This is a genomic window from Enterobacter sp. BNK-14, assembly GCF_047456095.1.
Classification (GTDB): domain Bacteria; phylum Pseudomonadota; class Gammaproteobacteria; order Enterobacterales; family Enterobacteriaceae; genus Enterobacter; species Enterobacter kobei.
This window is the reverse complement of sequence record NZ_CP179897.1, coordinates 990,043-1,003,533: the sequence shown is the minus strand read 5'-3', so window position 1 is coordinate 1,003,533 and position 13,491 is coordinate 990,043. Positions and strand designations below refer to the sequence as shown.

Here is a 13,491-nt window from a genome sequence, read left to right as displayed (position 1 = left end):
GAACCATCCCCGACCAACCGAACCCGGCCATCGCGCCGGGTTTTTTTTATGGAATAAATATGGCTACGCAACCAACTCAAGACGCAGTACCAAGTGAATCTCCTCGCGACCTTAAGTTCAACGCAGGGAAAATTGACGAGTTCGTCACTTCGATGGGATGGACCTACACTGATCGCTTAGGCGTGAAACACTACACCATTGAAGGCATTAACTATCTGTCCCAGCAGGCCATGGCCGCCTATGGTTACGTGATTATTACCGGGAAGACCTTCACCACCGGCGCGACTATCAACAACCCAAATGAGGTGCTGCTGAACACTGCCGACGGCGAATATTACAAATGGACTGGTTCGTTTGCTTCAGGCCCGAAAGTTGTTCCGGTCAATTCAACACCAGCCAGCACTGGTGGTATTGCGCCTGGAGCGTGGATCGGAGTAGGGGATGCTTCTCTGCGTGCTGCGCTGGCGGCTACAAGTGGTGCCGGGTTGGTTGGATTGTCGGTAGGATCTGTCTATCCAGCTGGTACAGTCGGTTCTGCCATTCAATACCGCACCCCTCAGATGTATGGTATTGAACCAAGCACTACAAACATCATTGGCTCAGGTCTGGATGCTATGTTTGCTGCGGGCGGGGATATTCGTTTCGAGAAGCCGGGTACATATATCACTGATAGAACATGGGTACTTAGAAGCGGAACCAGCTTGTGGATTGGCCCAGGCGTAACAATCAAGCTTGCTAACGCTTCAAACGTACCGGTATTTAAGAATTACGCATACGCAAATTCGGCTACAAATGACTCGTTCATAGAAATTTGGGGGCCAGGCACAATCGACTATAATGGCGCAAACCAGACTGTTGTCGGCCTTGGATCTATGGCGTCAATCCTTAAAGGAATAGGCAGCCTAAGAATTGGTGGCGGTATTAAAGTTATTAATGCCAACAAATATGCTTGGCTGATATGTAACATCACCTATCTCACGGCTGATGGTCTTAATTTTGATACTATCAGCGACGGCCTACACTGCCAGCCACCAATCCGCCATGCCTACATTCGTAACCTTAAGGGTAAAACTGGCGATGATATGTTGGCATTCACTATCGGAGATTATGCTAACTATAACATTAGCGAACCAGGGGACTTTTCAAATATTGATGTTGCCGGATTATTTTGCGAAAGCTCGTTATGCGCTGTGAAAATGACGGGTGATGGCACGGGTAATTTTGTCCGCTTCCGTGTTTCAGGTATCTACGGTGACACCCTGCACTCTGTTTTTCGCATATGGGGTGATACTAACCTGACGAAAACGATGGTTAAAAACATTACTATAGAGGACATCTATGCAATCCCAGGGGCTGCGTACAGCACTGTAGAAATTGATGACAGAGGTTTTGGTGCATCAGGTTACAGTATTGAGATTGACGAAATTCATATTAAGAATGTTTACTCTACAAATTTAACTCTTGAAACGGTCAGATTTGCTGGTAGCTTCGGTTCTGTAATACATAATGCGATTCTTGATGGGTTGCCGAGGAGTGCAATTATTGCGTTTGGTGTTAATAACACAACTACTGCTGTTGACAATTTGACCGTAAAAAATGGAAATATTATTTTCCCTGATAATGCAAACGCGGCGGTTGTTGTAAATCGTGGAACAATTACGAATTTGAACATTGAAGACGTAGTGTGCAATTTTGTAAGCACAAACAATGGACAGGTCGCGAGATTGATTGCAGGTTGTACTGTGACGCGATCTAACTGGGTCAATGTATATCAACTGCGTGGTCAGCGCGGGTGGAACCACATTACATCGGCAATGACTGGTAGCACAGAGCTTAACTTAGTTAACTATACCTGCGATGGTGATGGACGGATCGCCCAGACAACTGCATCAACACTGACCATTAGGATGTCTAACTGCCGTCGCATTAATGATAGCGGTGCTCAAACTGCATTCTTCGCAAGCGGAGGATCTATCACGCTTTCTGGCAGTATTGAAACCGGTTATAACACAATAGGGTCAAACTCTGGCGGTGTAATTAAAACAACGCCAGGCGTTCACAATATCCCATGTAACGTTGATCTTCTCACATCCGTTGATGGTGCAAGCGTACATAACCTGAATGTCACTCTTTCCTGTGGGGCTGGAAGAGTATTGGTGCAAACTAAGGTATGGAAAAACCTTTTCTCTGGGGCTACATATACCAGCACGATTTGACTAAAGAGCACAAGGAAGTGCCCTATCGCCATAAAAAATAACTGATCAGTGGATTTTTGAGGGATTTCCTATATCATTCTGTAAAAAATTTTAAGGTTTGTGTCATGGCGATTACACCTACTGATTTGTTTTTGATTATTTTTTCACCAGCATGTGCAATGCTAATTGCTTATGCTCTAAGTACTTCGTCTATTAAAAAATCCCTGAATACCAATCCAGGAATTTTTGATAAAATAGAGCCTTTAAGGGGGGTTGCGGCCGCGTTGGTGGTGATTCATCATAGCTTCTATTCATATAACCTTACTTATAATGCACGATGGGCTCCGTTACATGCGGGGTTAACAGATATCCCTCAACCTCTCATAAATATCATTGCATCTTTTGGTGGTGTAGGAGTAATCATATTTTTCATGATTACAGGATTTCTTTTTGTTGACAAAGCAGTCAAGTGTGATGGGCAAATAGATTTCAAGAAATTTTACATTGGTCGTTTTTTTAGAATAGTTCCTGCATATATATTTGTCGTTATTTTTGTATTCGCGGTCGCCATATTAACTGGCGCAAGAATCTACCAAAGTTACAGTGACTATATTTCTGCTGTTTTTTCTTGGCTATTATTTGGACTGGCAAAACCATATACTATATCTAGTCATATTGATAATTATCTAATTGTGGCAGGAGTGTTTTGGACTTTAGGTGTGGAATGGAAATTTTATTTTCTATATCCTTTGATTTGTCAGTTTTCAAAAATTAAAACAGCCACAGTAGCACTTGTATTGTCAGCGGTGATGGTGTCATTTCTGATGATCATTGGTTTTTTTGAGGGAATAAATGGCGGGATATTGTTAAGCTTTATCTTTGGTGGATTGGCGGCGCTAACTTTAAGGTTTAGCATGATTATTAGATCTTACCTTAAAAATAGTCTAGTTTCTGCTTTTGGGTTCTCTATTTCATTATATTGTATTTACATTGGGATGGATGTATATTCATTATTCCCATGCCTTGGGTTGTTTATTGCATTTGTATCTATGTCTAATGGTGCTTCTGTCTTTGGAATTCTTAATTTAAAAGTGTTTCGATGGATGGGGGCAATTAGCTATTCTTTGTACTTGTCTCATGGTGTTTTCTATTTTTTGTTCAATAAAATATTAATTAATAACCATGAGTATTTAGCACCATCAGCACTTGCTGTTCTTTTTGCAGTAGCCTTCAGCGTAGTGTCTTATCACTTTGTTGAGGTTAAAGGAATTTCGTTTGGAAGAAATCTATCAAATAAAACAAAAAAGTCAGATTTGGTGAGCGAGACCACTTATTAGTCAAACCGAGTAACCCATAATAACGTTGCTTTTTCGACTGCAACCCTATCTTTGAGCACCGGCGTGATGTCTAATCACGCCAGCAGGTGCTCTTTAACATCTACTTTCTGACTCCAACCTCTGCGCCATAATAGCCTCGGTATCCAAAAGAACAATCTTGGCCTCGCGCGGCATGGCTTGCAGTGTACGGCGTAGACCTATGAAAGATTTTCTAATCGCAATCAGATAACAACCTGATTCGGCGGGTTTACATAATTGAATTTCTTGCATCTCCATCTACTTATAAAACCGTTCACTCGCTTCGATTGACCTTCATCATCAAAGAATAATACTGTATATATGAACAGTTGTTGTGAGGTGAACATGCCAGGAACAGTAGATATTTGCGCCCTCTTTGTAGCGGTCGCAGAGCCATCCCTTCCTCCTTCTGCAAGTATCGTTGAAACGCAGGAAGGCTTTGATGTCATTGATAAAGCATTGTCATTCAATCGCGGAGATACATTGCTGATCTGGTTTTGCGGCCGCCAGCAGCACGCCTATTGGGCGGGTAGCGCGCTTATCACGGATGATGGCGAAGCCATCGAAGGAGATGCGCTGGATGACGTTCGCCTGGTTGGTGTAGTTACCCATACCATTCACCGGGTGTACACAGACGAAAATCCCTTCATGTAGTATTCAAAGTGAGCAATCAGCACTTTTTCTCCGGAAATTTACAAATACCAAAAAACCAATAGCGTTACAGGGTTAGAAACGAAGCGGCCAGGAAGTAGCCACTCAGGAACAAACGGCCATCTTGATCAGTATCTCGGTTAAAACTACTGTATATAAAAACAGTATCAGAGGTATGCATCATGGAGTTCTTCAGACCGGCAGAATTACGCGAAATTATTGCTATCCCGCTGTTCAGCGATTTGGTGCAATGCGGGTTCCCCAGCCCGGCTGCTGATTACGTTGAGCAGCGCATCGATCTCAATGAGTTGCTAGTGTCCCATCCCAGTTCGACGTATTTCGTTAAGGCGGCCGGCGACTCAATGATTGAGGCCGGGATCAGCGACGGCGATCTGCTGGTGGTAGATAGCTCGCGCACAGCTGAGCATGGAGATATCGTAATCGCCGCGGTAGATGGAGAGTTCACTGTTAAGCGTCTGCAGTTACGCCCAACCGTTCAACTGATTCCCATGAACAGCGCTTACTCGCCGATTATTGTCGGTAGCGAGGACACTCTCGACGTGTTCGGCGTCGTGACTTTCATCGTTAAATCTGCGAGCTGAATATGTTTGCGCTCTGTGATGTGAATTCGTTCTACGCATCATGCGAGACGGTGTTCAGGCCAGATCTGAGAGGGCGCCCAGTTGTCGTTCTCTCGAATAACGATGGCTGTGTAATCGCACGCAGCGCCGAGGCCAAAGCCGCTGGAATTACAATGGGGGAGCCATTCTTCAAGCAAAAGGACCTATTCCGGCGCGCTGGAGTTGTTTGCTTCAGTAGCAATTACGAGCTTTACGCTGACATGTCGAACCGGGTAATGACGACGCTGGAGGAAATGAGCCCTCGCGTCGAAATCTACAGTATCGATGAAGCTTTTTGCGACCTGACTGGCGTTCGCAACTGCCGGGACCTTACAGAGTTCGGCAAAGAAATTCGCGCTACCGTTCTGAAGCGGACACACCTTACAGTTGGTGTTGGCATTGCCCAGACAAAAACACTCGCCAAGCTGGCAAACCACGCCGCCAAAAAATGGCAGCGCCAGACGGGCGGGGTAGTGGACCTGTCCAATATCGATCGCCAGCGCCGACTCCTTGCCCTGGTACCCGTTGAGGATGTGTGGGGCGTCGGCAGGCGCATCAGTAAGAAGCTCAACGCTATGGGCATTAAAACGGCTCTGGACCTCTCAGAACAAAGCACATGGATTATTAGGAAGCACTTTAACGTGGTACTCGAGCGAACGGTCCGTGAGTTGCGCGGCGAGCCATGTCTTGATCTGGAAGAGTTTGCACCGGCAAAGCAGGAAATCGTCTGCAGCCGGTCATTCGGCGAACGCGTGACCGAATACGAACAGATGCGCCAGGCAATCTGCAGCTATGCCGCGCGCGGCGCCGAGAAGCTACGCGGTGAGCATCAGTATTGCCGGTACATATCTGCGTTCGTGAAGACGTCTCCGTTTGCACTGAACGAGCGGTATTACGGCAACAGCGCATCCGTGAAGCTGCTGACTCCGACGCAGGATAGTCGCGATATCATCAACGCCGCTACCCGATGCCTGGATGTTATCTGGGAGGATGGACACCGGTACCAGAAAGCTGGGATCATGCTCGGCGACTTCTTCAGCCAGGGAGTTGCTCAGCTGAACCTGTTCGACGAGAACGCACCGCGCGAGGACAGCGCGCAGCTGATGCAGGTACTCGACCAGCTCAATGCCAAGGGTGGAAAAGGCACGCTCTATTTTGCAGGCCAGGGCGTGCAGCAGCAGTGGCAGATGAAGCGAGAAATGCTTTCGCCGCGGTATACGACCCGCTTCCAGGATTTATTAATTGTTAAATAAATGCAGGACATTATTGTTAAAATAAAGTATCTTATTCATGCACTTATAAATACTTAAATGGAATTGATATGTTAAAACCTATTCTCGCATTAGCAGTTCTTACCTTATCTGGGTGTGCAATTATCCAAGAGCCTCCAAAACATGGCACTCCTGACGCTGTATATTCGACTAAGAGCGATGCAAAAAGCGTTGCATTATGCATTGCTGATGTCTTTGCAGATTACGACCCTTTCATCAAAGCTCGCTATAAAGAAGAATTCTGGGGTTATAAAATTAATTATTCCGCCGGGCAATATGGCGAAGCTGAAATTTACAAGAAAAATAACGTTACCACTGTGAATTATTTTGGTCAGAATAATTCAGACAAGAAAATGGTAAAGCATCTTAAAGACGGCATCCAAAAATGTGTAAATAAGGTGTACGACATGTCTCCAGTGGGTGGTAAGCAGCCAGATGGAAGCGTAAAACTCTGGTAATATCTGTCAGGATATCACTGAATATTATCAATCAATTCAGCACCCTGATTTTTTGGATTACCAACGGCACGCGACACTGCGTGCCAGATAAACTTGTCGGCGGCCACTGTGCCGTCGGCAATTATTTCCTCAACTTCTTTCCCGCCTACGTCCTGACGCATCCATTCCCTTGCAGCTTCTGGCGACAGAACCAGCGGTCGGCGGTCATGTATATCGACCAGGCCTTTGTCAGCTGCTGATGTCAAAATCAGAAAACCTTCAGCTTCATCACCACGCTCGAACGGCGTGCTGCCGATCGCTGCCATGAATATGGGCTGGCCGTCAGCGCGGTGAATGAAGTAGGGCTGTTTTTTGTCGCCTTCCTTCTTCCACTCAAACCACCCATCCGCAAAACAGATCGCCCGGCCATGTTGCCATAGAGGCTTGAACATTCTGCTGGTAGCCGCAGTCTCAACGCGGGCGTTTATCAGTGGTGCTTTATCCCACCATCCTGGGGCATAGCCCCAGAGCACAGGATCGAGGTGCAGATGCTCGTCGCGTTCGCTCAGCAGCAGAACTTTGGTACCGGGAGCAACGTTGTATCGTCCAATTGGCTCAGGATCATATGCAATGTCTCGATCGCCTTCGTCGGCCAGGTAAGCCAGGTATTCTTCACGGGTTTGGGCTTGTGCAAAACGTCCACACATAGAAACCTCCAGCCTGATGTCAGACTGAAAGTATAGGGCAGGGAGAAAAAACAGGTGCGCACCGAAACTTTATGATTTTGAAGCAGGGGCATCATGATGGAAGTCAGCGAGGCGGTAAAGCGGGGCTTCGTGAAACTGGAAGGAGCTACGCAAAGTTTGGCGGTGGGGCATGGGTGGGACATAAAACAGCACTCGCTCTAAGGTGAACTTAGACGACTGACGTTTTCGACGACTCTAACCATCTGTTATTTGGTGCGCTCTTGGACGATCTTTGTCGATTATGAAAAATGTATGCTCATGTGATGGGGATGCAGGTTTAAGCCTTTTATCTTCGCTGGCAGCCGCAGCGCTTTAATGCCACAATATTTTTTTCTTCGAAAGCAGGAAAGATGATGAAAAAAATAGCAATTGCTGGCGCGCTGCTGGCACTGACCGGGTGCGTACAGGTCGATAACTATCAGGATGTGATCAAGCATCCTGTCCCGGCGCATCTGGCGGGATACTGGCAGTCAAAAGGACCGCAGAGTAGCCTGGTCAGTCCTGAAGCGATTGCCACGCTGGTGGTGACCGAAGAGGGCGATACGCTGGACTGCCGCCAGTGGCAGCGCGTGATTGCCGTGCCGGGTAAAATCATGCTGCGTTCAGACAGCTACTACAACGTTACCCGCAAGCTGGATATCTATCCGCTGGAGCGCGATGGCGCGACGCTTGAGTATGACGGGATGGAGCTGCAGAAGGTTGACCGCCCAACGGTGGAATGTGCTGATTACCTGAGCAAAAACCCGCTGGAGAGTAAACTACCGTAGCCGTTTGTTGCCGGGTGGCGGCTTCGCCTGGCCCGGCCTACAAAAGTACCGTCCCGTAAGCCGGGTAAGCGTCAGCGCCACCCGGCATTGTTTCTACAGCGCATCTTCTATTACCCAAACGCTGACACTCCCTCCATTACAGGTAAAGGTGCCTTCGCCATCTGCCGCGGTGGTGACCGTTTCTTCGCGATTGCCGAGGAAATCACGCCACGTTTTGTCGCCGTAATTTTCCCCAAGACAAATCACTTTCTCGCCGTCGTCGCCGTTCGACATCACTACCACACAGCCGGGATCGTCTTCCGTACCGCTGCGGCTGAAGGCGATGCAGTTAGGATGGTCAAAAAACAGGGTCTGCACGCCGTGGGCAAAACGCTGCCGGGCGAGGATCAGTTCATGAAGCTGCTCAATGACCGGCATGTCGATGTGGTAGGTCTCGCCATCTCCACCCGTATCGTCATAGCTCGCCCCGAAGAGATCCGGATAAAACACGCTCGGCACGCCGTTTTCCCGCAGCAGGATCAACGCATACGCCAGCGGTTTAAACCAGGCTTCTACCGGTGCTTCCAGCGCCTGCAAAGGTTGGGTGTCGTGGTTAGCGACGAGAGTGACCGCATGGAACGGATCCGCCTCCACCAGCGTACCGGTGAAAATCTGGCTCATGTCATAATCCCGTCCCTGACGAGACGCTTCGTGGAATTTCATCTGCAGGGGAGCATCAAAGAGCATGGTTTTACCGTCGACCTGGTCAATATAGGCCTGCAGCTTATCCACCTCATGGGACCAGTATTCCGCCACAATAAACAGCGGCTGGTCAGCGACGTCCTGGACGTGCTCAATCCACTCTTTATAAAACCAGGCGGGAATATGCTTGACGGCATCCAGACGAAAACCGTTGCAGCCCGTCTGTTCCATGACCCAGCGGGCCCAGTATTTGATCTCTTCGGTGACCGCGTGATTGCGAAAATCAATATTCTCGCCCATCAGATAATCGAAGTTACCCATCTCATCATCAACCTGATCGTTCCAGCCTTCGCCAGTGTAGTCGTTGACGATTTTAAAGATGCCGTTTTCATCCGGGTTTTCAATATGGTCCACGCCGCTGAAGCATTTGTAATCCCAGACGAATTGGGAATATTGCCCGGCACGGGCAGGGAAGGTATAGCGGGTCCAGGCTTCACACTCAATGATTTCATCATCAATTTGCGTGCGGTCTTGCTCGTTCACGCGCTGAACGCGGACAGGTTCTTTCTCGTCTGCCCCCATCTTGTGGTTCACCACGACGTCCAGCAGCACGGCGATATCATTGCTTTTCAGCGCCTCAATGGCCTCCAGCAGCTGCGCTTTGTCACCGTATTTCGTGGCGATACTGCCTTTCTGGTCAAATTCGCCGAGATCGAACAGATCATATGAGTCATAGCCAACCGAATACCCGCCGGACGCACCTTTATACGCGGGGGGAAGCCAGATCATATTGATGCCGATTTCATTAAGATTAGGGGCTAACGCCGTGACTTCGCGCCACAATTCACCGCCAGCAGGGTAATACCAGTGAAAACATTGTAAAAGTGTTGGGTTGCGCATGCACCATCTCCATGAGGTCGCGAGACTCAAGTATGGCGCAGGTTTGGCAGAAATGCTGGCGTACGAAACGGTTAATGCTTGTACGCCAGTAAAATGGCTAACTGATATCGCTATTACTTTGCGGAACCAGGACATGGCCGCCTTGATTACCGTAGGTGGAGAGAACGGTTTTCTGGATGGAGGATTGCCCAACCAGCTTCGCCAGCTCATCCATTCTGGCTTGCAGCAATGTTTTTACCTGGCCTTCGTTGTCCAGGATCACCCGCAGCGTCGGGCGAAGCTGCTCCTGAATCTGCATCGAAGGTTCACTTTCCTGAGTGAGACGAGCCAGTGAGTGCACCGCATTAACATAGTCGGTTTCACAGATGATCAGATCATCCCATAGCCCCTGCCGGGCCAGTCGCAACATCAACTGGCTCTGCTCAAGGAGTTGCTGATAAAGGGTATAGAGCTGCGGTGCATTACTCATTAGACGGCGTCCTGCATCAGTTGTGGGGTACCGGCAACCTCCTTCCACCCGTCAGCGATATTGCGCAGCAATGTTTCCACCTCTTCGATGGCGCTGGCGTCGTTATTCACATTGGCGTGCAGGAGGCGACGAACCATATAGGCATAAAGGGCGATCAGGTTTTGTGTGAGCTCATCACCATTACTTTCCACCAGGCCGACCTTCAGACCGTTCTCGATAATGTTGATCGCTTTCGAAATCGCGAGTCCCTTTGCCGGGATATTGCCGTCTTGCAGGAACAGACGCGCGCGAACCAGCGCGCTGAGGGCTCCATCAAATAGCATGATAACCAGCTGTTGCTGGCTGGCGCTCATTACCGCGCTTTCAACCTCTATTTTTGCGTAGGCTTGTGTACCTTTTGCGCCGTACATGTTATCCCCCTCGGGTCTGATTAGCGTTTACTACTTGTTGCTGGACGTATTTTCAAACTGCTGCGTCAGGTAGCTACTGGTGTTGTTCAATGAGGTCATCAGTACGTCCAGCTGGGTAAACTGAGCTTTATACTGTGCCACACGAGCATCAATACGATCGCTGACTGAGTTGTATTGATCCGTCAGCTTGTTCAGCGTTTTGCTGACCCCATCTTTTGCCGCCTGGATAATCCCTTTGCTGGAGAGCCAGTCAGTCAGATTGGTGGCCATGGTGGTGGTGATACCGGTGGCTTTACCGTCGCCCACAACCAGATCTTTTACGGCGGTCGGGTTATCAGTTAGCGCTTTTTTCACCTTCGTGCTGTCCAGCTCCAGTTTGCCTGAGCTTGGGTCTGAGGTAATGCCCAGTGACGACAGCGTCTTATAGGTGGTGCCGCCTACGGTGTTGCTCAGCATGGTTTTCAGCTGGGTCTGGATCGTACGCAGCGTGCTGTCACCGAGCAGGGCACCGTTGCTGGCATCCTGTGCATCTGTACCTGCATCCACCGCCGTATATTTGGTTAATGTTGCAAAGCTGTCCTGAAGGGTGTTGTAGGCATCCACCCAGGCTTTCATTGCCGTTTCCGCTTTAGACGTATCTTTGGTGATCGTCAGCGTCTGGTTGCCGGTGGTGACATCGTTCAGGTTCAGGGTGATATCTTCCAGCGCATCGCTGATGGTATTGCTGCTGTTTTCGATATCTACGTTGTTCACCTTCAGCTTCGCGTTCTGCGCGGTGACGCTTTCCGTCATCCCGTTGCTGGCGTCGGTGCTGGTGCCGTTATAACCCATAAAGGATTGCAGAGCGCTGTCGCCGCTCACGCTGATGCTGACCGCGTTGTCCGCCCCGGTTTCGGTAGAGGTGATGGACAGACGATACTGACCATTACCGACGTTAATAATACTGGCGGTGACACCGGCATCCGCTTTGTTAATGGCATCACGAATGCCGGTCAGCGAGGAGTTGGCCGCGCTGATATCTACCGTCACCGGTTTTTTACCGTTGCCTGCGGTAAAGGTAATTTTGCTATCTGTCGTGGCGATAGCGGTTTTAGTATCCGCCTGGGTATTTTTGGTGGTCAGCGTTTGCGCCTGCGCCAGCTGCGACACGCTAATGGTGTATTTCCCCGCAATCGCGCTGCCGGAGGTGGTGGCGCTGAATGCCGTGGTGCTGCTCGCCGTGCTGGTGGCCGTAAACAAGTCGGCTTTATTCAGCGCGGTGTTGGCGGTCTGAAACGCTTCCAGTGAACTCTTCAACGTGCCGTAAGCGCTAAGCTTGGCGGTATAAGATGACTGTTGTTTGGAAATCGGTGTTAGCTGCTCTTTTTCGGCCTTGGTCAGACTATCCAGAATGTCTGCTAACTGAAGACCCGAACCAATCCCCAATGATGAAATACTTGCCATATTTATTCCTTAATCTATCGACACGTAGAACGAATAGTGGGGTTATCGGCCTTAATGGGGGAAAGTTTACGGTTAATTTCTTTTTTTTAATGGCGGGAATAACGGTAATAGAGAAGAGTATTTCCGTGGCTAAAAAAATTATCGAGATCCTGAAAAAAAATCTAAAGGTTGTTTTGGACCAGACGATAACACCTTTGACGGCGATGAAGCCGAAGGGTGGAAACCCAAATCTAACCAAACAGATTTGATGAACAACAGGAATCGAAATCATGGCACAAGTCATTAATACCAACAGCCTCTCGCTGATCACTCAGAACAACATCAACAAGAACCAGTCTGCTCTGTCTTCTTCTATCGAGCGTCTGTCTTCTGGTCTGCGTATCAACAGCGCTAAAGATGATGCTGCGGGCCAGGCTATCGCTAACCGCTTCACGTCTAACATCAAAGGTCTGACTCAGGCTGCACGTAACGCTAACGACGGTATCTCTCTGGCGCAGACCACTGAAGGCGCGCTGTCTGAAATCAACAACAACCTGCAGCGTGTTCGTGAACTGACCGTTCAGGCGACCACCGGTACTAACTCTGATTCTGACCTGTCTTCAATCCAGGACGAAATCAAATCCCGTCTGTCTGAAATCGACCGCGTATCGGGTCAGACCCAGTTCAACGGCGTGAACGTACTGGCTAAAGACGGTTCCATGAAGATTCAGGTTGGTGCGAACGACGGCCAGACTATCTCCATCGACCTGCAGCAGATCGATTCTTCTACTCTGGGTCTGAACGGCTTCTCTGTTTCTAACAACGCACTGAAACTGAGCGATTCTATCACTCAGGTTGGCGCGAGCGGTTCTCTGAAAGATGTTGACCTGAGCGCAGTTGCTACCACCCTGGGTGTGGACGCGAAGAGCCTGACTCTGCACAACGTGCAGACTCCAGCTGGCGCATCTACTGCGACCTACGTGGTTTCTTCTGGTTCTGACAACTACGCTGTGTCTGTTGACGATGCAACTGGCAGCGTGAAAGTGAACACCGCTGACATCACCTATACCGATGCAAACGGTGGTACAGGTACACTGACTGGTGTTGCTGTTAAAGTTGGCGCAGACGCTGCTGGCGCGGCTGCAGGTTATGCTGAAGTTCAGGGTAAAAACTACTCCCTGACTGCAACTGCTATCGCTGATGGCGGCGCAGGCGGTACGCTGAACAACGCGCAGACTGTTACCCTGAACGCAGCTGGCGAGTTCAAAGGCGTGTCTACTGCAGATCCACTGGCTCTGCTGGACAAAGCTATCGCGTCTGTTGATAAATTCCGTTCTTCTCTGGGTGCGGTACAGAACCGTCTGAGTTCTGCGGTAACCAACCTGAACAACACCACCACCAACCTGTCTGAAGCGCAGTCCCGTATTCAGGACGCCGACTATGCGACCGAAGTGTCCAATATGTCTAAAGCGCAGATCATCCAGCAGGCCGGTAACTCCGTGCTGTCCAAAGCTAACCAGGTTCCTCAGCAGGTTCTGTCTCTGCTGCAGGGCTAATCGCCTGATAA

13 protein-coding genes are annotated in these 13,491 nt (G+C 49.1%); 7 read left to right on the top strand and 6 right to left on the bottom strand.

The window, feature by feature from the left end; genetic code table 11:
* The first annotated feature begins 59 nt into the window (after nt 1-59).
* Nucleotides 60-2,216, top strand: coding sequence for a hypothetical protein (locus tag ACMGGM_RS04860; protein WP_414149126.1), 2,157 nt, complete (start codon nt 60-62; stop codon nt 2,214-2,216).
* 104 nt (nt 2,217-2,320) lie between these two features.
* Nucleotides 2,321-3,532 (top strand): acyltransferase family protein, encoded by a 1,212-nt coding sequence (locus ACMGGM_RS04855; RefSeq protein ID WP_014883983.1) that lies wholly within the window; start codon nt 2,321-2,323, stop codon nt 3,530-3,532.
* 480 nt (nt 3,533-4,012) lie between these two features.
* On the opposite strand, the gene ACMGGM_RS04850 is transcribed toward ACMGGM_RS04855, so the two are convergent.
* Nucleotides 4,013-4,162: a hypothetical protein gene (locus tag ACMGGM_RS04850; RefSeq protein ID WP_155404408.1), complete on the bottom strand. Its 150-nt coding sequence runs from the start codon at nt 4,160-4,162 to the stop codon at nt 4,013-4,015.
* Nucleotides 4,163-4,383: 221 nt separating this feature from the next.
* On the opposite strand from ACMGGM_RS04850, the gene ACMGGM_RS04845 reads away from it, so the two are divergent.
* From ACMGGM_RS04845 to ACMGGM_RS04835, 3 genes are all read left to right on the top strand, one after another.
* Complete coding sequence (locus tag ACMGGM_RS04845; protein WP_047361778.1) at nt 4,384-4,803, top strand: translesion error-prone DNA polymerase V autoproteolytic subunit; 420 nt, start codon at nt 4,384-4,386, stop codon at nt 4,801-4,803.
* 2 nt (nt 4,804-4,805) lie between these two features.
* Nucleotides 4,806-6,074 (top strand): Y-family DNA polymerase, encoded by a 1,269-nt coding sequence (locus ACMGGM_RS04840; protein WP_414149125.1) that lies wholly within the window; start codon nt 4,806-4,808, stop codon nt 6,072-6,074.
* Nucleotides 6,075-6,142: 68 nt separating this feature from the next.
* On the top strand, nt 6,143-6,550 hold the full coding sequence (locus tag ACMGGM_RS04835) for a hypothetical protein (RefSeq protein ID WP_414149124.1): 408 nt from the start codon (nt 6,143-6,145) through the stop codon (nt 6,548-6,550).
* A gap of 14 nt (nt 6,551-6,564) precedes the next feature.
* On the opposite strand, the gene ACMGGM_RS04830 is transcribed toward ACMGGM_RS04835, so the two are convergent.
* A complete protein-coding gene (locus tag ACMGGM_RS04830) occupies nt 6,565-7,236 on the bottom strand; it encodes an SOS response-associated peptidase (RefSeq protein WP_414149123.1) in 672 nt (223 codons plus the stop codon).
* Nucleotides 7,237-7,628: 392 nt separating this feature from the next.
* Between ACMGGM_RS04830 and yedD the strand changes: the two genes are divergently transcribed.
* Complete coding sequence (gene yedD / locus ACMGGM_RS04825; RefSeq protein WP_045135351.1) at nt 7,629-8,042, top strand: lipoprotein YedD; 414 nt, start codon at nt 7,629-7,631, stop codon at nt 8,040-8,042.
* Between the two features lie 93 nt (nt 8,043-8,135).
* On the opposite strand, the gene amyA is transcribed toward yedD, so the two are convergent.
* The 4 genes from amyA to fliD form a co-directional block, all read right to left on the bottom strand.
* Nucleotides 8,136-9,623, bottom strand: a complete 1,488-nt coding sequence (gene amyA, locus ACMGGM_RS04820) for an alpha-amylase (protein ID WP_063943305.1) — start codon at nt 9,621-9,623, stop codon at nt 8,136-8,138.
* A 97-nt stretch (nt 9,624-9,720) separates the two neighbouring features.
* Entirely contained in the window at nt 9,721-10,092 is a 372-nt protein-coding gene (gene fliT / locus ACMGGM_RS04815; RefSeq protein WP_014884388.1) for a flagella biosynthesis regulatory protein FliT, read from the bottom strand.
* On the bottom strand, nt 10,092-10,502 hold the full coding sequence (fliS, locus tag ACMGGM_RS04810) for a flagellar export chaperone FliS (RefSeq protein WP_014884387.1): 411 nt from the start codon (nt 10,500-10,502) through the stop codon (nt 10,092-10,094). The genes fliT and fliS overlap by 1 nt, the downstream gene beginning before the upstream one ends.
* A gap of 30 nt (nt 10,503-10,532) precedes the next feature.
* Nucleotides 10,533-11,945: a flagellar filament capping protein FliD gene (gene fliD, locus ACMGGM_RS04805; protein WP_063943302.1), complete on the bottom strand. Its 1,413-nt coding sequence runs from the start codon at nt 11,943-11,945 to the stop codon at nt 10,533-10,535.
* A gap of 269 nt (nt 11,946-12,214) precedes the next feature.
* Here fliD and ACMGGM_RS04800 point away from each other — a divergent pair, with 269 nt between their 5' ends.
* Nucleotides 12,215-13,480 (top strand): FliC/FljB family flagellin, encoded by a 1,266-nt coding sequence (locus tag ACMGGM_RS04800; RefSeq protein ID WP_048997448.1) that lies wholly within the window; start codon nt 12,215-12,217, stop codon nt 13,478-13,480.
* Nucleotides 13,481-13,491 lie beyond the last annotated feature (11 nt).